This is a genomic window from [Scytonema hofmanni] UTEX 2349 (assembly GCF_000582685.1).
GTDB classification, from domain to species: domain Bacteria; phylum Cyanobacteriota; class Cyanobacteriia; order Cyanobacteriales; family Nostocaceae; genus Hassallia; species Hassallia hofmanni.
Genome location: NZ_KK073768.1, coordinates 1,584,731 through 1,606,327, shown reverse-complemented (window position 1 = coordinate 1,606,327; position 21,597 = coordinate 1,584,731). Strand labels below are relative to the sequence as shown.

The following is a 21,597-nucleotide window of genomic DNA, read 5'->3' as shown; positions in this document are numbered from 1 at the left end:
CCATTAAATCAATAGGTGTGAGTGAGAGTCAAAAAAATGAAAAAACCTTTGTGGAACGTTTTTAAACTAAGTCCATTGGTTGTTGCTGCCTCATTTTTAGCAGCGAACGGTGCCAGAGCAGCTGAAGTCAAAGCTGAAGTTAAAGAACAGACAACTTCTGTTTCCCAATTATCCCAAGAAGCTAACAGCATAGGTCAGGTAACATCGGTCTCTCAGTTTTCTGATGTGCAACCTACAGACTGGGCATTCCAAGCATTACAATCTCTGGTTGAGCGTTATGGCTGTATCGCTGGATATCCAAATGGCACGTATCGCGGCAACCGTGCATTAACTCGTTATGAATTTGCGGCTGGTTTGAATGCTTGTTTAGACCGCGTTAACGAATTGATTGCCACAGCTACCGCTGACTTGGTGACAAAAGAAGACTTAGCGACCTTACAGCGTTTGCAAGAAGAGTTTTCCGCTGAATTGGCAACTCTGCGCGGTCGTGTGGATGCCCTAGAAGCGAGAACCGCAGAGTTGGAATCCAATCAATTCTCCACTACCACCAAGTTGAATGGGGAAGTCATCTTTAGTGTGGCTGACGTTTTCACAGAGGAGCGAGCACTTCCTTACAATTTTAGTCGAGGTGACTTCTCACCAGCTAACTTAGCTAATCCAGCGGCTGTAAGTGCAAGAATCCAGCAGTTGAATCCTGGTTTTACAACTGCACAAGCAAATGCCATCAGAGACGCTTATGGTTCAGCCAACTTTCAAAACTCAAGAAGAGACACAGCGGGTAACACTGTCTTTGCAGACCGGGTACGTCTGAACTTTGATACCAGCTTCGTTGGCACAGACCGCTTGCGAGTCCGTATCCAAGCCCGAAATATTAGCGGATTTGATACAAGTAGAACGGGTACTAACTTGACCCGACTTTCCTATGACGGAGATGAGAATAACGCCGTTGTTCTTGATGACTTGTTCTATCAGTTCAACCTAAGTGATGCGGTACGGGTGAACATATCCGCTGCCAGAAGTGAATTCTACGACTTCGTTGATACCGTTAACCCTGCCCTTGCAAGCAGCGGTACTGGCGCGATCTCCCGCTATGGACGATTCAGCCCCATCTACCGTCAGGCTTCTGAGGGTGCAGGTATAACTGTAGTATTAGCTCCTAAAAGTCCTATTACTGCTACTGTGGGTTATCAAGCAGGTTCAGCTGAGAACCCAGATTTAGGTCGCGGTCTCATCAATGGTTCTTATTCTGCTTTTGGTCAACTAGCTTTTAAACCCAGCAAAGCCTTCACTATTGCTGCAACCTACGCACGCACCTATCAAAATAGTGAAGGTGCAGGTGGTGTCAATCTATTTAGTTCCACGGGCAACTTTAACGCCAATCGCCCCTTTGGTAACTTTGCTACTACCACTAATAATTACGGCATAGAAGCGCTCATACGTCCCAGTTCTAGATTCACTCTTGCAGGTTGGGTAGGTTATACAACCGCAGAAGCTGAAGCTGGTCCATTTTCTGGTGCTAATGCAGACATCCTCTACTGGGCTGCTTCTCTGGCTCTCCAAGACTTTGGCAAACAAGGCAGTACCCTGGGTATAATATTTGGTCAACCACCTACAGTTATTAGCAGCGATGTCATTGAAGATAGAGACACAACCTATCATTTAGAAGGTCTCTACAAGTACCAACTCAACGACAACATTGCTATTACCCCCGGTTTGTTGGTGATTTTCAGCCCAGAGGGTAATAGCGACAACGACACTACCTATGTTGGTACACTCCGCACCACCTTTACTTTCTAAAACTGACCACAGTTTTTAATAGCTAATAGACACGCGAAAGTGAAAAAGAATGTAGAGACGTAGCAATGCTACGTCTTTACGGGTTTTAGATAACGCATAAATTCGGTCGATGTCTAATAACAATTTACAGAAACCTGAGTCCGCTTACAGGCGGACTTTTGCATAGGAAGATAAGTAATGTGGAATTATAAGAATTTAAAACTTTATGATAAAAGTTAATTGGGGTGTGATATGATTTGCGTTTAATTAACACTAATAAAAACCTACCTACCGTCGTAAAGACGTTCCGCCGTAAAGACGTTCCGCCGTAAAGACGTTCCGCCGTAAAGACGTTCCGTCGTAAAGAAGTTCCGCCGTAAAGACGTTCCGGCGGAACGTCTCTACAGTATGTGTGATTATTAGGACATGGTGTGAATGAGAAAAACTTTGACAAAATTATTGTGGAACGTTTTTAAAGTAAGTCCACTAGTTTTTGTTGCTACCTTTTGTGTAGCAAACAGCGCGTTAGCAGCTGAAGTCAATGAAGAAATGACGGATGTTACCCAGTTGTCTGAAACTGACACCATGAGTCAGGTAACATCCGTTTCTCAATTTTCTGATGTGCAGCCTACGGATTGGGCATTCCAAGTATTACAATCTCTAGTTGAGCGTTATGGGTGTATCGCTGGATACCCAAACGGCACTTATCGCGGCAACCGTGCAATGAGCCGTTATGAATTTGCCGCTGGTTTGAATGCTTGTTTAAACCGCATTAACGAATTAATTGCGACAGGCACCGCTGACTTAATGACAAAAGAAGACTTAGAGACCTTAGAGCATGTGCAGAAAGAATTTTCCGCTGAATTGGCAACTATGCGCGATCGCGTAGATGGACTAGAAGCCAGAAACGCCGTGATGCAAGCGAATCAGTTTTCTACTACCACCAAGTTGATTGGGGAAGCGATTTTCGTTTTGTCCGATTCTTTCGGTGATAACTCAGCAATCAGCGCTGCTACACTCAGAAACAATCCCAATGCTCCAAACCGCGATTTAGACAGCAACGCGACTTTATCTGAGCGGATTCGTTTGACCTTAAACAGCAGTTTCACCGGAAAAGACCAGTTACAAATTCGTTTGCAAGTAGGGAATATCATTCCCAACAACAGTCCTAACATAGGTAACGCTTCAACGGGTACTAACATGACCCGTTTAATATTTGATAATAACACTGATAACAATCTCCAGGCAGAGAAAATCAACTATGCTTTCAACCTAACTGACGCAATACGTGTCCACATTGATGCAAACAATGGTGAATTTTGGGAAAACATCAACACCTTCAGCCCCTTGTTTACCAGCACTAGTCAGGGTGCTATCTCCCGCTATGGTCGCTTCAGCCCCATCTTCCGTCAAGGTCAGGGTGGTGCAGGTGCAACTATAACTGTTAACCCCAATAAAGCTTTAAGTGCGTCTGTGGGTTATCTAGCTGGTGGACGTAATAATACAGCCAACAATCCATTGGATAAAAATGGTCTTTTTGATGGTAACTATGCAGCTTTAGCTCAGATAGGTTTCCAACCAACTAAAACCTTTAACGTCGGTTTAACTTACGCACGTACTTATCAAAATGGCACTACTACTGTTAATGGTGTGACTAGTAGTCGCGTGAGCATGTTTGAATCCACAGGCAGCAGCATTGCCAATAACCCCTTTGGGGGTGTTGCCACCACAGCTAATCATTACGGTGTACAAGCTGCTTTTAGACTTACTCCTAAGTTGCTACTTAATGGTTGGTATGGTTACACAGATGCTGAAGCGCAGAACACTACTGCTAACTCAACCGTCAGCGGTGTTCCCATAACTGTTAGAAGCGGTGATAGTGCAACATTTAACTACTGGGGTGCCAGCCTCGGTTTGCAAGATATTGGTACAAAAGGTAGCGTGCTTGGTTTTATCTTTGGTCAACCACCCAGAACTACCAGCAATGATGCTAATGTGATTTCTAATGGTAGAGGTCTAAGAGATACAGATACCTCTTACCATTTAGAAGGTCTTTACAAGTACCAACTCAACGACAATATTGCTATTACTCCCGGTTTATTGGTGATTTTGAGTCCTGAGCATAGCGATCGCAATGACACCATCTATGTAGGTACAGTGCGTACCACTTTTAGTTTTTAAAGCTTACCACAGCTAATAGCAATTTACCCCGCTGACAAGGGACTTTTGCATAGGAAGATAAGTGATACGAATTATACAGCACATTTGAGGTTTATGATAAAAGTTAATTGAGGTGTGGATGAGAAAAACTTTGAAAAAATTATTCTGGAACGTTTTTAAACTAAGTCCATTAGTTCTTGCTGCCTCATTTTTAGCAGCAAACAGCGCCTTAGGATCTGAAGTCAACGAAGAAATGACTTCTATTACCGAGATGTCCCAAGAGTCTGACAGTATGGGTCAGGTAACATCCGTTTCTCAGTTTTCTGATGTGCAGCCTACAGACTGGGCATTTCAAGCATTACAATCTCTAGTTGAACGCTATGGCTGTATCGCTGGATACCCAAACGGCACTTATCGCGGCAACCGTGCAATGACCCGTTATGAATTTGCTGCTGGTTTGAATGCTTGTTTAGACCGTGTTAACGAATTGATTGCCACAGCTACCGCTGACTTGGTAACAAAAGAAGACTTAGCGACCTTACAGCGCTTGCAAGAAGAGTATTCCGCTGAATTGGCAACTTTGCGTGGTCGTGTAGATGCATTAGAAGCGAAAACTGCCGAATTGGAAGCAAATCAGTTTTCCACTACCACCAAGTTGATTGGAGAAGCGATTTTCGTTTTGTCTGATTCTTTCGGTGATAACGCAGCAATCAGCGCTGCTACACTCAGAGCTAATCCAAATGCTCCAGAGCGCGACTTAGACAGCAATGTGACTTTATCTGAGCGGATTCGTTTGACCTTAAACAGCAGTTTCACAGGAAAAGACCAGTTACAAATTCGTTTGCAAGCAGGGAATATCATTGCCAACAACAGTCCTAACATCGGTAACGCTTCAACGGGTACTAGCATGACCCGTTTAATATTTGAGAACGACACTAGTGACACTCTCCAAGCAGAGAAAATCAACTATGCTTTCAACCTAAGTGACGCAATACGTGTCAAGGTTGATGCAAACAATGGTGAATTTTGGGAAAACATCAACAACTTCAGCCCCTTCTTTGCCAGCACTAGTCAAGGTGCTATCTCCCGCTATGGTCGCTTCAGCACCATCTACCGTCAAGGTCAGGGTGGTGCAGGTGCAACTATAACTGTTAACCCCAAGGGAGCTTTAAGTGCCTCTGTTGGTTATCTAGCTGGTGGACGTAATAATACAGCTAGCAATCCTTTGGATAGAAATGGTCTTTTTGATGGTAACTATGCGGCTTTAGCTCAGGTAGCTTTCCAACCGAATCCAAGGTTCAATATCGGTTTAACTTACGCACGTACTTATCAAAATGGTGTTACTACTGTTAATGGTGTGACTAGCGGTAGTGGCATCAGCATGTTTGAATCCAATGGCAGCAGCATTGCCAATAACCCTTTTGGTAATGTTGCCACCAGTGCTAATCATTACGGTGTACAAGCTGCTTTTAGACTTACCCCTAAGTTGCTACTGAATGGTTGGTATGGTTATACTGATGCTGAAGCGCAGAACACTGCTAACTCAAACGTCAGCGGTGTTCCCATAACCGTTAGAAGTGGTGATAGTGCAACATTCAACTACTGGGGTGCCAGCCTCGGTTTGCAAGATATTGGTACAAAGGGTAGCGTGCTTGGTTTTATCTTTGGTCAACCACCCAGAACTGCCAGCAATGATGCTAATGTGACTTCTAATGGTAGAGGGCTAAGAGATACAGATACCTCTTACCATTTAGAAGGTCTTTACAAGTTCCGACTTAATGACAATATTGCTATTACTCCCGGTTTATTGGTGATTTTGAGTCCTGAGCATAACGATCGCAATGACACCATTTATGTAGGTACAGTGCGTACCACTTTCAATTTTTAACGAAGCCCTGACGACTGGAATTCGCGGCGTTGTTGTGCGTAGGAAGCCCTGGCGAATAGAATTCGCACGCCACGTGCTTCAAGTCGGCAGAGCCGCCCAACGCAGTGGCTTGGCTATACAAACAAAGCCCACCTACGTGGGCTAAAGAGGTAGGTAGATTAATATTAGCCCGTTTGTAGGCGGGCTTTTGTTTGAAAAAATTTGGTTATATGGGATGATTATCTTGTTGATTCGATAAATCTGTTGGAGGGCGATCGCTACTCCAAGCCCACCACACATAACCACAGTTACAATGGTAAAATTCTTGCCATTTGCGGCGATGTTCTTCTGTAATGACAGGCGATCGCCGATTCAGCCAAACTTTTTCTGCTTCTAAGCTACTTGCCTTGCAGTTAGGACAACAAAACTTATAAGCATGAATTGCCTGATTTGTCCATTCAGGTGGGATAAGAGCAAAAGCTTCCATGTAGCACAAATTCGATCTTTCATTGCTCATTATGCCTAATAATATTAATCATGGAGCCTAATGTTGAAATTCGTCGTTTGTTAGATGTGATGCCGGCTTCTGGACGAATGACGATAAAACTCGTCAGCAAACCAGAACAGCCAAAAGTGATTGATGCTTCTTTTCCCTTACCCTGGAATCAGGAGCGACCAATATATATTAACTTTGATTTATGGCGTCGCCTGAAGAAAGAGCAACGCGACTTGCTGCTATTGCGGACAATTAGTTGGTTGACCGGGGTAAAATGGTTTAAACCCAACATTTATCAAGGTGTGGTGGTGGCGGGTATTTTAGGCGGATTCGTGGAATCAGCCCAACAAGATGTGGTAGGTGTAGTTGTCGCTGGAGGATTAAGTGCGATCGCCTTAATTCGCATTTGGCGGATTAATAGTTCCCAAGAATTAGAGTTAAATGCTGATACAGCCGCAATTAGAATCGCACTCCGTCGGGGTTATTCAGAAACTGAAGCCGCAGAAAGTCTATTAACTGCAATTGAGACGGTTGCCAAAATTGAAGGACGTTCCGGTTTAAATTTTAACGAATTAATTCGCTGCCAAAACTTACGAGCGATCGCTGGTTTGTCTGCGATCGGTGTCCCAGAAAATTATAAAAATAATCCCATGTAATTCTCAAACGTTTTTGCGCCTAAAATAATCAAACCCTTGTAGAGACGTAGCAGTGCTACGTCTCCAAGATTTGCGGATAACGCATATTTAATTTCTACTAAAGAGTGTCTATTACAAATTGCCATCATGGCAACCAAAAATCAGGCAAAATAGATTTACCCAAGTCACGAACTATTTTATTAACACCCCTCGCCATCTGAATATGCGCTTCATCCGCTTCTACAGGTAAAATCTCAGCAGGTTTACCCTGTTTTAAATAATCAACTACCAAATTCGCCGCTTCTAAACCTGTGACATAAGCCTTTTCTTGTGACCATGAACCGTGACGATTAACAATCCAATCACCACTCATAAATACATTCTCATAACTTGTCGAAGCTGGCAACATATAGCGATAGCTACCAGGTGCAAAATGAGATACAGCGTTTGCTAAACGAATTACGCTACTATCAATCACTTTGGCTTGACGAAATTCCGGTATACAAGTTGCTAAATCGCGTTGAACTCTCTGTACAATTTCTTCATCGCTTAAATTAAAAAATTGATTGGCATGATAAAAATCTGCTTCAATAACTGTTCCCGGTTCATTTTTATATTCATCATGTAATTCATTCAAATTAAAAAATGTCCATCCAGTAGTAGCATCAAAGCCAAAGCAAGCATTAGAAGGACGCGGAATTTGAATTTTTCGGTCAAACCATAAACGAGTTGCTAAAACATCAATTCCCCCTAAATTGCTCAAATTTCTAAATTCTTGACGGCTTTGTAAGCTATGGCTACTAGAAACAATTTTCTTCATTCCCGTTATACCAACTGCGAAAATTACCGCATCGGCATCAAACACTTCATCACCGCAGACAACACCAGTTGCCCGATTATTATCAACTATGATGTCAGTAACGCGACGATTTGCTAACCCCTTCGCACCAGCTTGTTTAATTTTTTCTACCCAAGGACGAAATATTTTTTCTCCAACTGTTCCCCGACACCAAACTACATCAAAATCTGGTTGATGGGCGAGAATAAAAAAGTATAGCATTCCCAAAGTTGCTGCGGCAGAACATTGTTCACCTGGGGCAAATAAACCTACCAACAACATCGGTTCAAAAGAGTCACGATAAAGCCGCGCTGAAACACCAAAATCTTTGAATAATTCCCGCGCTGTCACAAAGTCGTAACGTCTCCAAGCTTCATCGGAATTATCAAAGTCAATTAAGGCGTAAAGTAAAGGTAAGGCGCTGATTCGATCTATTAATGGTAAACGTTGAAACTGTGTATATAAAAATGTTCCTAGAGGTGTAGGGAGTCGCGGCAAATCTTGAAAAATTGGTGATTCAACTTCTAAACCAAAAGGCGAATATTGAGATGAACGAGTCCAAGTTGTAAAGGGATTTATTCCTAGTTCATTAATAAGAGAAAATATATTTCTGTAAGGATACCAAAAGCCATGAACACCGGCTTCTACAGATTGTCCCCCTGCTGTTTTCCAACCCGCTACCAGTCCACCAGGATTAGCACCGGCTTCGAGATGCGTCACATCATAACCTTGTTTGGCTAAGTAGTAAGTTGCACTTAAACCAGCCCAACCTGCACCTACAACTACCACGCGTTTTTGTTGTGAGTCTTCTGTCATGATAGTCTCCTGTTTTTTAGTCCATCGAAAATTTTATCGCAAGTTGCAATTTTAACAGTTAGTACATTACGTAGTAAGGACTTCAGTCCTTATCTTATAAGATGAAGACTGAAGTCCTCACTACTGAAAACCTCTTTTTATACCCCAGGTTTTGTAACTCATGCGCCGCGATCGCCTGTGGGATTTCCTTATTTAAATAAAAACGAGCGCGGAGGGATTTGAACCCCCGACCGACAGAACCGGAATCTGTTGCTCTATCCACTGAGCCACGCGCCCATATTATTGTCTACTATAACATATAAGTGCTATAAGTTCAACATAAATCCGGTTAACAGAGATAATTCATCGGATCTACGGGTTAACAATCTTTTCGCACTTCAGAGAAATTGGAAAGCGATCGCACTATCATGTTGTTCAAATAATCACAAATACCATAAAGATTATTGCCACTCTTTTGATTACGTGTATCAATTTTTCAGCCTTTTTCTAACACAAAGATTACACTGATACAGCGATCGTTGTTTACAACCCCGTTAATTTATCTAATAGACATCGACCGAATTTAATGATGTGTTATAAACCTTTGTAGAGTCTTAGCACTGCTAGGTCTCTACAAAGGTTTCACTCCTATGTCTAATAGACCTAATTCCTAATTTTACCTAATTTTAACCTAACAAAAACCTTCCGCGTTGATGACGCTGGTACTATTATTAAGTAGTCAAAAATAAAGTTTTACAAATAAACACAAGAATATCAGATTCGCTTAAATACTTACAATTAAATCTGTAAACATAAAGGCTATGAAGATTTTATATCGTAAGTAATTTACCGAAGATGATATGAGATTCATTCAAACTGTATAACTTGATTAATCAAATTCTATCTGAAGTTTCACATTGCCTTATCTAATCAAAACTGGGTGAATATTAATAATCCTTAGCTATTAAAAGGCATTAATCATGAAACTAGCTTACGTAACAACCTTTGAGCCATTAGACATGACGAGTTGGTCAGGCAGTAGTTATCACCTGGCTAAATCCCTTGAAAATCAATCTATCTCACTTGAGTATATTGGACCACTCAAACGTAAATCTTCAGTAGTAAGTGATTTTAAAACTCGTCTACATAAAAAACTATTCAAAAAAGATCGTCTTACTTGGGTACAACCAACTGTCCTCAAGAAATATGCTCAAGAAGTTTCTGATAAGTTAGCCAGTTCTGATGCAGATATGATATTCAGCTTAGGGACATCTCAAATTGCTTATCTAGAAACAAAGAAACCAATAGTGTATATGTGGGATTGCACTTTCTCAGGTCAAAGCGATTATCCTATGTTTCGCAATCTTTCTCCAGAATCTATAAAACTTGGAAATCGCATGGAGCAACTAGCATTAGATAAATGTAAACTTGCTATTTTTTCATCGGAATGGGCGTATAAAACAGCTATTAATAATTATGAAGTTGATGAAAAGAAGGTTAAAGTAGTTCCTCTGGGAGCAAATATTGCCTGTAACAGAAGTATTAATGATGTAATTGATATTATTAACTCTAGAAGTTCAGAAAAATGTAATTTGTTATTTATTGGTATTGACTGGTTCAGAAAAGGAGGAGAGATTACTTACAAGATAGCTAAAGAGTTAAATAGGTTAGGTCTAGAGACAACATTAACTATTGTTGGATGTCAACCTGAAATAAACGAAACTCTTCCGAACTTTGTCAAAACATTAGGATTTATCAATAAATTTGAAAGTAGCGGGCTTCAAAAAATTGAAAAGTTATTAGCTGAGTCTCATTTTTTAATTATGCCTTCAATGGCAGAGAGTTATGGTATTGTGTTTTGCGAAGCAAGTTCTTTTGGCACTCCGTCATTAGCAACTAATATTGGCGGTATTCCAACAGCAGTCAAAGATGGAATAAATGGCAAACTCTTCTCTTCATATGCCGATGTTACAGAATATTGTGAATATATTTTGGATTTATTTCAAGATTATTCTAAATATAAATCTTTAGCCTTGTCTTCGTTTCAAGAATATCAGTCCCGGCTAAATTGGTCAGTGACAAGTAAGACTATAAAAGAACTTTTAACAGCTACGGTAAGTTTTGGTTGAAGAATAACGCTAGAATATACATAAAATGCCGCAAAATATCAGAATTTTTGGAAGCGATCGCACTTTCATGTTGTTCAAATAATCACAAATATCATAAAGATTATTCCCACTCCTTTGATTTACTCACTCAAAAGCGGTATTTATCAATTTTGTCTGCTTTGTAACATAAGGATGACAGCAGCTGATGAAGTATTTTTTCAGTAATAAAAATATAATTTGAGGCTGAGGCAAAACCACAACCATTTACAAACTTTAATATTTATTTAAGTATAATCACTGAAGGGTAAATCTGATTGCTGCATTTAAACTGTTTGGCTGAAGGGTAGTGAGCAAATAATTCGTAATTCGCAATTCGTAATCAAGAGGGAGAAAAATCCCTCAATCTATTAAAGTACAAAAACCTAACTTGGTTATGGGAAAATTACCAATTACGAACTACAAATTACCGTGATATGAGTGTTACAGAACTCAACATTCAAGAATAATTTAAGAGTCTGACTTGAAAACCGCTCTCCAGTCTAGGATTCGTACTACTCCATTAGAGGTTGTTTGAAAAGTAGTTAACTGTGATTTTAGGCACTTGTTGATCCCCCCTAACCCCCCTTAAAAAGGGGGGAACCGGAATTAAAGTCCCCCTTTTAAGGGGGATTTAGGGGGATCTAAAACGTTTTGCTACCAACAAGAGGACTTTTCAAACATCCTCTTACGGTAGTGATTTTTGCCCTTTGCTTGTAACTTTACTTTTACCTTGTTCGTGACCATTTTGAACATATGGTGAAACTAAAAGGTTATGGTCTTTTGGTCTGATTTTAAGCTTTCAAAATCATTAATTTTTAGGAAATAATCATGGTAAATAACAGCGACAAACCATTCAGAATTCTCAGTTTAGATGGTGGTGGTATTCGTGGGATAATATCAGCTCTTATACTTCAACAAGTAGAAAAAGAGTTAGAAGAGAAAGGTACAAGTTTACTAGAACACTTTGATATGATTGCTGGGACTTCTACTGGCTCTCTTTTAGCAGCAGGTGTTGCGATTGGTAAACCAATAAAAGATTTGATTGAAATGTATGAGAAGGAGGGAGAAACAATATTTCCCTATCATGGTTTTTGGAGTGTTTTCAATATAGTAAAAAGAGCAAAAATAATTTTAAAATATGGATTATCTTCGCCTAAATATGATAACGAAGGCTTAATTAAGGTTTTAAAAAAAGTTTTAACAATAAATGGAAAAGAAGTTACCTTAAAAGATGTAGGTAAAAATGAAGGACAAGAAATTCCTAAACCAATTTTGTTAATTCTTGCTTACGATACATTATACAGAAATACAACTTTTTTTACTAATTACTATGATCGAAAAAAAGCTCGTAACGAACTTCCGTGGTACTTAAAGCAACCTCTTTGGAAGATTTGTGTTAGTTCTGCATCTGCTCCTACCTTCTTTCCTGGATTTGAATTAGACCATGAAGAATATCTATATGCAAACTACGATGAAAAGAAAATAATAAAAAATGAAAAAGGAGAGGAGATACGAACACAATGGAGTTTTCCCCATGTTGATGGTGGAGTAACTGCTAACAATCCTTCTCTATGCGCGATCGCTCATGCCTTAGATTTGGGCTATAAACTCGAAAATATATCCTTACTTTCGATTGGAGCTGGTCAAGATACCGAACCATATGAATTTAAAAAGATGAGAGGTTGGGGACTAATAGGATGGGGAACTCGCATTTCTAATGTATTTATGGCTGGTCAAGGAGAACTTCAGGATAGAATTTGCAAAAGCTTAATGGGAGAAGAAAAATATTTACGTCTTCAATTTGAATTAAATCAAACTGTGTATATAAAAGAAGATATACAGGAAGGTAATGAGTTATATAACAAAATGTGTAAAGAAGTATTAAAAGGGCAAAAAATTACTCCAAACCAAGACATTCTTTCAGCCTTGAAAGAATTTGCTCAGAAGCCTGTAATCGAGAACAAATATTTACGAAAAAATTCATTAATTAAAAAAAGAATTGATAACGATATGGCTAATGCTAGCTTGGGCAATATACAAGTGTTGAAAGAGGCTGCTGTAAAATACATTAATGGCGATAAAAAGAATGAATCCTCAGAAGTACAAAAAGCAATCAAAAAATTTATTCGAGAAGAGGTACTGGTAACATTTAGCAAATAATTAAAACCTAAAAATTACTTAACAAAAACATCGCAACCCTCGTAGAGACGTTCCATTGGAACGTCTCTACAGATATGTGTGATTTGCGCTCCCATGATATGACCTATAACTGATTAGCTTTCCATGCAGCAAGGTCAGCTAAAGAGCGATCGCGATAACGTCCGTAACGCTCCGGTTTACTCTTGACTTTAACACCCAACTCTGGTATAATCCCGAAATTTGGCGGCATCGGTTGAAAATGCTTTGGTGAAGCGGAACTAATAAACTCAAACAATGCCCCCATCATCGTTGTATTTGGTAGCGTCAAAGCTTCTTTACCCAACGCTAACCGGGCTGCATTCGTTCCCGCCAGCCAACCACCGGCAGATGCTGCGGTGTAGCCTTCAGTACCAATCAACTGCCCAGCTGCAAGTAAAGTTGGGCGCTGCTTAAATTGCAAACTTGCAGACATCAACTGTGGGGCATTAATAAAGGTGTTGCGGTGCATCACACCCAAACGGACAAACTCGGCATTTTCCAAACCGGGAATTAGCTGAAATACTCGCTTTTGTTCGCCCCAACGCAGATTAGTTTGAAATCCTACCATATTCCAAAGTTGACCGGCTTTATCTTCTTGGCGCAACTGCACCACAGCGTAAGGACGTTCCCCAGTGCGACTATCTGACAATCCTACAGGCTTAAGCGGACCATAACGCATGGTATCTTCACCGCGTCGTGCCTGTTCTTCAATTGGCAAACAAGCTTCAAAAAACTTTGCTGTTTCTCGTTCAAAATCTTTTAATTCAGTTTGTTCAGCTTTACGGAGTTCTTCCCAAAACCGCAAATACTGTTCTTTATTCATCGGACAGTTCAAATAAGCAGCTTCGCCTTTGTCGTAGCGCGACGCCATAAAAGCAATATCGCGATTAATCGATTCTCCCACAACAATCGGGCTAGCAGCATCAAAAAAGCTGAGATATTCCATCCCACTGAAGCGTCGCAAATCTTCCGCCAAATCGGGACTAGTTAATGGACCTGTTGCTAAGACCACAATTCCTTCAGGAATCGCGCTTACTTCCCCGCGACGGAAATCAATTAAAGGATGTTTAGCTAAAGTTTCGGTTAAATCTTGGCTAAATTGTCCTCTATCTACAGCTAGCGCACCACCTGCGGGAACAGCGTGTTCATCAGCTTTGGAAATGACGATAGAATTGAGTTGTCGCAGTTCTTCATGTAATAGACCGGCACAGCGATCGCTTGCCATTGCCCCAAAGGAATTACTACATACCAACTCTGCCAAATGTTCTGTATGATGTGCCGGACTAAAGCGTTTTGGTCGCATTTCCCAAAAAATCACCGGCACTCCCGCAGACGCTATTTGCCACGCTGCTTCTGTTCCCGCTAGTCCACCTCCAATCACTTGTATCGGTTGTTGCATAGTTAAATTTTTAATTCCTTCATATTTCTATGATATTAGAACCGCCATTGATCACAAGCGATCGCCTATTATTACGACTAGCAACCAAAGAAGATATACCCCAAATTATAAACTACTTCACACACAACAAAACTTATCTAACACCATTCTATCCTCAGTGGAACGAAAAATTCTTCACACAAGAATATTGGCAGATACAAGTAGAAATAGATTTACAAGAATTTATTAATGATCTAGCATTAAAACTGTTTATTTTTGTCAAATCAGAACCAACAACAATTATCGGCAATATCAACTTTCGTAACATTATTCGGGGAGCGGCTCAATTTTGCTCTGTAGGATACAGTATTGCCGAAAATGAACAAAGTAAAGGTTATATGACAGAAGCACTAAATGCAGCAATTGAATATGTCTTTCAACAATTAAATTTACACCGAATAATGGCAAACTATATGCCTCACAATCAGCGTAGCGGCAATTTGTTAAAAAGGCTAGGATTTTTTGTAGAAGGGTATGCTAGAGATTACTTGTTAATTAATGGGCAATGGCAAGACCACATCCTGACGAGTCTCATAAATCCTAATTGGCAAGCTTAAAAATCTAAAATCCAAAATCGTATAAAATGCACCCATACGCCTAAATTAGGCGATACCTAGAAAACTTGCAGTAGACTTTGGTTGAGCCAGTCTTCATACCAATCATAAAAACTCAAAGGTTCCTGTTCTTCTTCACATGATTGAAAGTCATCTGGATCGTCTGCATGGAAATAATGACAAAAATTTAAAGTAGCAGGATAAATTCCAGCATCATTAGTCCGGTCATCTATCCAAATTTTTCCCTCTTGTTCTCCAGTCACAACTAAGATAGCGTAAATCCCACAACCATAATGTGCAATGGTGATAGTTCCCTGTACAAATTTGTTATCAAAGTAAGGGTTGCTCTCGCAATCAGCTTTGTCTTTCATCATCAAAGTTAAATCATTCCACGCCTCTTTTAAGGGAAATGGTTTGCACAATAAACCTTCATTTTTTTTACTCGGTATTGCTGTTATTTGAGTTTCATTTTCCAAGTCTGGTAGTCTGTATAAACCGTATCCTGGTCCAGTACCGCCATTACCAACTTCTAACAAAAAGTTTCGATATTCACAGGGTAGGCGAATATTATATTTGAATTCAAAAGCTTGAATTTCTCCTTCCTCCAAGCAAGAATTGAATTGATATTGGTGTGATTCTGAACCAAAAACCTGAAATGTTGTATCTAAAATTGCTAATTGAGTCAACTTGTTTCTTATTTGCCAAAGTTTATCCATTTTGCGCTCCAGAATTTAAAGTTGCGCTGCCATAGACAAATTTTAGCGAGCCTTGTTCAATTAAAGCTAATAAAAGTGCTGTCATTCCCCACCAGAGGTAGTATTAAAGAAAGAATATATCAAGTTTGGCTCGTAATGACTTTGGCTGAAACTCAAAACGACGCTTCTAACAATCCTTTTGTTGCTCTCAACTACGAACCAGCTTTAGAATCTCTGGGCGATGACTACTACGACGAAGTTGCAGCAGCAGAATTTCCCCAACACATCCTGCGGTGGCGTAACGACGAACTTCTGCCGCGTTTGGGGCTAGATCCCCAACTCGTATCAGACGAAGATTTTATCGTCGCCTTTGGCAAATTCGTTGGGCGGAAACCATTGTTAGCGCTGCGTTACCACGGCTATCAATTCGGTGAATACAATTCCCGCTTAGGTGACGGCAGAGGCTTTCTCTACGGGCAAGTACGCGGCACTGATGGCGAATTGTACGATTTTGGCACAAAAGGTTCTGGCAGAACGCCTTACTCCCGTGGTGGAGATGGAATGCTCACACTCAAAGGTGGTATGCGGGAAGTTCTTGCGGCAGAAGCGCTGCATTATATGGGTGTGCGAACCTCGCGCTGTTTAAGCTTGATTGAAACAGGTTTATCTTTGTGGCGTGGTGATGAACCTTCTCCGACTCGCTCATCAGTAATGATCAGAATGAGCAAATCTCATATTCGCTTTGGCACTTTTGAGCGACTGCACTATTTTAAACGTCCAGATTTAACCAAAAGGCTTTTAGACCACGTAATCGAACAGTATTACTCACATTTAATAACTAGAGAAGATAAATACGCTTTATTTTATGCAGAATTAGTTAAGCGAGTAGCAGAACTAGCAGCGCAATGGATGGCAGGGGGCTTTTGTCATGCGGTCTTAAATACTGACAATATGTCGATTACGGGTGAAAGTTTTGACTATGGACCTTATGCATTTATTTCTAGTTACGATCCGTACTTTGTCGCTGCGTATTTCGATGCTTATGGGCGCTACTGCTACAGCCAGCAACCAGGTATTTGTAAGTTAAATTTACAAATGCTTCAAGAACCGTTAAAGAGTGTTTTTGCTCAAGATGACATGGAGTTTGCAATCTCAACTTTTGATGAGCATTATCATAATGAATATCGCTCTTTGATGTTGAAAAAATTAGGCTTTGAACAGTTGCCTATATCAGAAGCTGAAGAACTTTTAAAGGCAACTATTGAATTCTTAAAGATGTATCCAGTTAGTTATCATCACTTTTTTGCAGAAATGGCTAGCAGCTTTTCTACCAAGTGGGCAGATAATGCTAGTGATATCCTCAGAGATTCTGAGATTGGGCAATCTTTAGGAGCAACAGAGTTATTTGTCAATTGGTCTGGTATATATCATCGAATTTTGACTAATTTAACTGCTGAAGAGGTAGAAAAGGTTGGTAAGTGCTTAACTCGTTATAATCCGCAAACACCGTTATTAAGACCTCTGATTGAATCGGTTTGGGAAGCGATCGCTCAAGAAGATAATTGGCAACCTTTTTATGAGTTAATTGTAAAAATTCGGTCGGGTCAATAAAAAAGAGACGTTCCACCGGGAAAAAAGCGACGTTCCACCGGGAAAAAAGCGACGTTCCACCGGGAAAAAAGAGACGTTCCACCGGGAAAAAAGAGACGTTCCACCGGGAAAAAAGAGACGTTCCGGTGGAACGTCTCTACAGGATTTTGGGTTTTACCCATGTATTTCATTTACCTGAAATCTGCGGTAGGATGCTCTTTGCTGTTGGTGAATGGTAGGTCTACACTTAAGGAATTTTCAGATTGAAATGTACGTTTTTAGTCAAATGCTAAAAACTTACTAGACAAAAGTAATTATTCATTGTAAATTTGATTGAAAATATTAGATAATTTTTTCTTATTTTACTATGGAACAATATCAAAAAACCTCAACTACTGATATATTTGCCGGAATATATGCCAATAACATCTGGGGTGGAAATTTAGGAGAATTTTACTCTGGAAAAGGTTCAGACAATACTTTTTCACGAGCTTATTGTGAATTTATCACCGATTTTGCCGTGAAAAATAGTTTGAAAAATCTTAAAATTGTAGATTTAGGATGTGGTGATTTTCGAGTTGGTCAACAACTTTTGGAAAACCTAGCAAATTGTCAAACTCAATATCAATATACAGGTGTAGATATAGTACCAAAATTAATAAAAAGCCACAATGAAAAATATACTAATAGAGATATAAAATTTGTATGTCTTGATATTATGCAAGAAGATTTACCGCAAGGAGATATATGTTTAATACGCCAAGTTTTACAACATTTATCTAATCAAAATGTCAAGAAAATTTTAGAAAAAGTTTCTCAATATAAATATGTATTTATTACGGAAAGCCACCCAGTTGATGAATTAAATTGTATACCAAACTTAGATATATCAACGGGTGCTGATATTAGATTGCTATACAACTCCGGAATTTTTTTAGATAAGGAACCTTTTAATTTAACGGGTGTAGAACTAGTTTTAATTACCCCTTACGAAAAGGATATTTGTTTGTATGGTAAGCCGAGTCAACTTTGTACATTTAAAATTGAAAATGCTTTGAATTATCAAAAGGGGAAATGTTGAAGCTGCACATTTGCCCTCAGGCTGGAAGCCTGGGGCTACACAAACAAAGCCCACCTGCGTGGGCTAAATTATATACATCTTCATATAAAAACGGTATTATCCTTTACCGTCTTTCTAGGACGGGGTTTTAAACCCAAATTTCTGATAAACTGCACCAAAACTATGGTCAGTATTAATCTCGATAACTAAATCAACCAATGTGGGCATTGTTATCAATGGTTTGATGAATAATTCGGGATGGAGAGAACGCCAAAAATAATAAACAAATTGCTCTATCTCTTTTTCGCTCATACCTGATTTACCAGCAGCAATCATCTGCTGTTCTGCCTGGAGACGCCACTCTAAGGAGCATCGATAATCATTGGGATACAGTACGATTAAGCTGTCCAATCGCTGCCACAGTGGTAGATAATCGCTTAATTGACGATTCATGTCACGAGCAAATGCTTTATCTTCATCTGTAATAATTGGTGGGGGTGCAGTATCAAATGCTGCGGGATCGATGGGTTGCACGCCAACAAACCAACCTTCAAATAAAACAATATCTATATCTTCGACAATTTCTGGAGTGATTCTATCACCCGCACCCCCGTAAGCAGATTTATCAAAGCGGGGAACTGCTACTGGATTTTGTAAGTGGCGAATTCGATCTAATACAGTTAAGCCTAAGTCTATATCATGGGTTCCTGGGGGACCACGCCAAATTAAACGGGGGTCTTGCTGTGTTAGTTTCAGGCGATCGCTATAAGTTTTGTATAAGTCATCTAATGATAAACTCAGGGTGTGATATCCCAACTCTTTCAAAATCAAGGTAAGAACCGCGCACATTGTCGTTTTTCCGGTTCCCTGTCCTCCTAAAATTCCCTGTATAAATGGACGCCCCAACTCTTGACGGCGTGATGCAAGTTGCATTGCCAAAGGTAGCCACAAATCTGACAACACACCTAACATCGCGTCGGGTTGACGATGTAGCCTAGTTTCGCAAAACTCCCTAAAAGCTGGGTAGATCGATTTCAAAAGATGTAATTGGGCATTGGGCATTGGGCATTGGGCATTGGGCATTGGGCAGCAGGAAGGGGAAAGGGGAACGGGAAAAGGGAAAAACTTTTCTTCCTTTACCCTTTACCCTTTTCCCCTCATAAAATTCCTCCTTGTCTCCTCAAGATCCCAGCTTGAAGGCTTCGAGAAATAGGCTGTAGGTGAAACCAACTTTTAAATAGTTTAGCGATTCTATCCAGAGCGATCGCCTTGCTAAAATGCTGCTACGGTAGAATATTCTACTACTAACCTCGATCACTACAACTAAAGTTCCCGCTACCACAATATCCCATTCAGCAGTTTGTCCGGCTGTGGTAGCAACTGCCGATCCCAAAAAGAAACCGAACAAAAAACTAATCAATAGCAGCGATAGTCGTCGCCAAGGATTGAAAAACCATTCCCTTAGGCGGCTAGCGATCGCATTCGACAAATTATTGAGACGAGTATTTTGCATTTCCTAAGATTTTTATGCAAAAGTTAAAATATTATGAAATACTTCTATATTAAGAATATCGGCTTGAGGAGAAGTTTGTTTAAATAGTATTGTAAATATCTCTTGATTTTTTACGTAAATAAAAAATTATACATCTTGTCATCCTGAGCCAAGACGAAAAGCTTGTTGGTACGACTTTCCTACAGGTATAGTTTTGCTAAAAATGATATTTTTGATACACTTTATCTGCTAATTTCAAGAGTAGCCGCTCGGTAAAACCTACCCAGAGTTAGACATTTATTCACATCTCTACCGAGCGTGCAGACTAAGACTTTCGAGGTCTACGATTTTTGAGTCATGACACCAACGAATGAACGCTAGTTTGTTGCTCTGTCGATTGTCATTAAGGCACGGATTAACGGTTTATAAATCCGCGTGTGGCAGTCACTCGCAAGCTCTTAAATCATTGTCGTTCGCGAAGCGTCTCCCCTTGGGAGAGGCAAACATTACTTAGCAATAAGGCTGACAGAATATGTCAAATTACGTTTTTCTGATTGACCAAAATAAAGCTCCTCTCAATCCAGTGCATCCGGCACAAGCTAGAAAGCTTCTGGACTCTGGTAAAGCTGCCGTGTTTCGTCGCTATCCGTTCACTCTGATACTGAAGCGAGTCATTGAAAATCCAAATGTGTATCCACTTGCGCTCAAAATCGACCCAGGCTCAAAGTTTACTGGCATTGCACTAGTTACAAATCAAGGCGATGTCATTTGGGGAATGGAGTTACAACATCGTGGTCAGCAAATCAAGGACGCGCTACAGCATCGTCAAGCGGTGCGTAGAGGACGAAGAAATCGGAATACTCGTTATCGGCAATCTCGATTTCTTAATCGCAAACGTCCCAATGGTTGGTTGGCTCCCTCACTGCGACATCGTGTTTTAACAACTGAAACCTGGGTAAAACGCCTCCAGAGGTTTGCCCCAATTGGAGGAATTGTTCAGGAGCTAGTTAAGTTCGATACTCAGGCAATTCAAAATCCTGAGATTTCAGGAATTGAGTACCAGCAAGGAACTTTAAAAGGTTACGAATGCCGTGAGTATCTATTAGAAAAGTGGAATCGCCAGTGTGCTTACTGCGGTGTCAAAGACGCTCCTTTGGAAATTGAGCATATCCAGGCAAGGTCGAAAGGTGGCTCTGACCGGATATCAAATCTCTGTTTAGCTTGCCACAAGTGTAATCAGCGCAAAACAGACAAAGATATCAAAGACTTCCTCAAAGGTAAGCCAGATGTCTTAAATCGAGTATTGCGACAAGCTAAAACACCACTCAAAGATGCAGCATCGGTCAACTCTACTAGGTGGTCGCTGTTCAATACTCTTAAACAGATTGGATTGCCTGTTAGTACTGGGACTGGAGGACAAACTAAGTTCAATCGGGTTCGGTTTGAGCTACCGAAAGCTCACTGGATTGATGCGGCTTGTATTGGTGTAGTCGAAACCATCAAACTTGTTACGACAAAGATTTTGAAGATTAAGGCAACAGGTTTTGGTGGCAGACAACGCTGCCAAACGGATAAATTTGGTTATCCACAAAAACATCGTCCACTTCGTCCAATTCTAGGGTTTTGTACTGGTGACATTGTTCGCGCAGATGTCCCAAAAGGTAAATACGCTGGAACTTTTACAGCACGAGTCTGCCCAATGTCGCGTGGTTACGGTGAGTTTGTTATTGACAAAAAACGGAGGTCTGTCAAATTGGAATATTTAACACCTGTTCACAGGAGGGATGGTTATGACTACGCCTAGACCTCGACAAAATGACCAGATGTGTAGAGATATGTACAGAAATCAAGCTACAGTTTCTCACCCATAAAAGGC

16 protein-coding genes and 1 tRNA gene are annotated in these 21,597 nt (G+C 40.3%); 10 read left to right on the top strand and 7 right to left on the bottom strand.

Translation table 11 applies throughout. The features are described from left to right. Positions 1 to 36 precede the first annotated feature (36 nt). From TOL9009_RS0112310 to TOL9009_RS0112300, 3 genes are all read left to right on the top strand, one after another. Positions 37 to 1,797, top strand: a complete 1,761-nt coding sequence (locus tag TOL9009_RS0112310) for an iron uptake porin (RefSeq protein WP_029633074.1) — start codon at positions 37 to 39, stop codon at positions 1,795 to 1,797. Between the two features lie 426 nt (positions 1,798 to 2,223). Further along, positions 2,224 to 3,957, top strand: a complete 1,734-nt coding sequence (locus TOL9009_RS0112305; protein WP_029633073.1) for an iron uptake porin — start codon at positions 2,224 to 2,226, stop codon at positions 3,955 to 3,957. A gap of 130 nt (positions 3,958 to 4,087) precedes the next feature. Continuing rightward, positions 4,088 to 5,824, top strand: a complete 1,737-nt coding sequence (locus TOL9009_RS0112300) for an iron uptake porin (RefSeq protein ID WP_029633072.1) — start codon at positions 4,088 to 4,090, stop codon at positions 5,822 to 5,824. A gap of 205 nt (positions 5,825 to 6,029) precedes the next feature. Here TOL9009_RS0112300 and TOL9009_RS0112295 read toward each other — a convergent pair whose 3' ends face one another. Next, positions 6,030 to 6,290 carry a hypothetical protein gene (locus TOL9009_RS0112295; RefSeq protein ID WP_029633071.1) on the bottom strand — a complete coding sequence of 87 codons (261 nt, stop codon included), beginning with the start codon at positions 6,288 to 6,290 and terminating at the stop codon, positions 6,030 to 6,032. A 50-nt stretch (positions 6,291 to 6,340) separates the two neighbouring features. On the opposite strand from TOL9009_RS0112295, the gene TOL9009_RS0112290 reads away from it, so the two are divergent. Then, complete coding sequence (locus TOL9009_RS0112290; RefSeq protein WP_029633070.1) at positions 6,341 to 6,955, top strand: DUF3318 domain-containing protein; 615 nt, start codon at positions 6,341 to 6,343, stop codon at positions 6,953 to 6,955. 124 nt (positions 6,956 to 7,079) lie between these two features. Here TOL9009_RS0112290 and TOL9009_RS0112280 read toward each other — a convergent pair whose 3' ends face one another. Further along, the gene (locus TOL9009_RS0112280) at positions 7,080 to 8,588 is read right to left on the bottom strand and encodes a hydroxysqualene dehydroxylase (RefSeq protein WP_029633069.1); all 1,509 of its coding nucleotides are present in this window, start codon (positions 8,586 to 8,588) and stop codon (positions 7,080 to 7,082) included. 203 nt (positions 8,589 to 8,791) lie between these two features. Next, positions 8,792 to 8,864: transfer RNA gene (locus TOL9009_RS0112275), tRNA-Arg, on the bottom strand. Between the two features lie 683 nt (positions 8,865 to 9,547). Here TOL9009_RS0112275 and TOL9009_RS0112270 point away from each other — a divergent pair. Continuing rightward, entirely contained in the window at positions 9,548 to 10,696 is a 1,149-nt protein-coding gene (locus TOL9009_RS0112270; protein WP_029633068.1) for a glycosyltransferase family 4 protein, read from the top strand. Positions 10,697 to 11,542: 846 nt separating this feature from the next. Further along, on the top strand, positions 11,543 to 12,874 hold the full coding sequence (locus TOL9009_RS38955; RefSeq protein WP_051502879.1) for a patatin-like phospholipase family protein: 1,332 nt from the start codon (positions 11,543 to 11,545) through the stop codon (positions 12,872 to 12,874). A 103-nt stretch (positions 12,875 to 12,977) separates the two neighbouring features. Here TOL9009_RS38955 and trmFO read toward each other — a convergent pair whose 3' ends face one another. After that, positions 12,978 to 14,291: an FADH(2)-oxidizing methylenetetrahydrofolate--tRNA-(uracil(54)-C(5))-methyltransferase TrmFO gene (trmFO, locus tag TOL9009_RS0112260; protein ID WP_038296313.1), complete on the bottom strand. Its 1,314-nt coding sequence runs from the start codon at positions 14,289 to 14,291 to the stop codon at positions 12,978 to 12,980. A 29-nt stretch (positions 14,292 to 14,320) separates the two neighbouring features. Between trmFO and rimJ the strand changes: the two genes are divergently transcribed. Then, positions 14,321 to 14,887 carry a ribosomal protein S5-alanine N-acetyltransferase gene (gene rimJ, locus TOL9009_RS0112255; protein WP_029633066.1) on the top strand — a complete coding sequence of 189 codons (567 nt, stop codon included), beginning with the start codon at positions 14,321 to 14,323 and terminating at the stop codon, positions 14,885 to 14,887. Positions 14,888 to 14,943: 56 nt separating this feature from the next. On the opposite strand, the gene TOL9009_RS0112250 is transcribed toward rimJ, so the two are convergent. After that, positions 14,944 to 15,600 carry an SMI1/KNR4 family protein gene (locus TOL9009_RS0112250; RefSeq protein WP_038296311.1) on the bottom strand — a complete coding sequence of 219 codons (657 nt, stop codon included), beginning with the start codon at positions 15,598 to 15,600 and terminating at the stop codon, positions 14,944 to 14,946. A gap of 135 nt (positions 15,601 to 15,735) precedes the next feature. Here TOL9009_RS0112250 and TOL9009_RS0112240 point away from each other — a divergent pair, with 135 nt between their 5' ends. Beyond that, on the top strand, positions 15,736 to 17,190 hold the full coding sequence (locus TOL9009_RS0112240) for a protein adenylyltransferase SelO (RefSeq protein ID WP_029633064.1): 1,455 nt from the start codon (positions 15,736 to 15,738) through the stop codon (positions 17,188 to 17,190). 346 nt (positions 17,191 to 17,536) lie between these two features. After that, a complete protein-coding gene (locus TOL9009_RS38950; protein ID WP_051502878.1) occupies positions 17,537 to 18,250 on the top strand; it encodes a class I SAM-dependent methyltransferase in 714 nt (237 codons plus the stop codon). A gap of 114 nt (positions 18,251 to 18,364) precedes the next feature. Here TOL9009_RS38950 and TOL9009_RS0112230 read toward each other — a convergent pair whose 3' ends face one another. Together TOL9009_RS0112230 and TOL9009_RS0112225 are read right to left on the bottom strand one after the other, a co-directional pair. Beyond that, entirely contained in the window at positions 18,365 to 19,291 is a 927-nt protein-coding gene (locus TOL9009_RS0112230) for a glycerate kinase (protein WP_029633063.1), read from the bottom strand. Positions 19,292 to 19,409: 118 nt separating this feature from the next. After that, the gene (locus TOL9009_RS0112225; protein WP_029633062.1) at positions 19,410 to 19,742 is read right to left on the bottom strand and encodes a DUF565 domain-containing protein; all 333 of its coding nucleotides are present in this window, start codon (positions 19,740 to 19,742) and stop codon (positions 19,410 to 19,412) included. 511 nt (positions 19,743 to 20,253) lie between these two features. On the opposite strand from TOL9009_RS0112225, the gene iscB reads away from it, so the two are divergent. Continuing rightward, entirely contained in the window at positions 20,254 to 21,525 is a 1,272-nt protein-coding gene (iscB, locus tag TOL9009_RS0112220; protein ID WP_029633061.1) for an RNA-guided endonuclease IscB, read from the top strand. Positions 21,526 to 21,597: the final 72 nt, after the last annotated feature.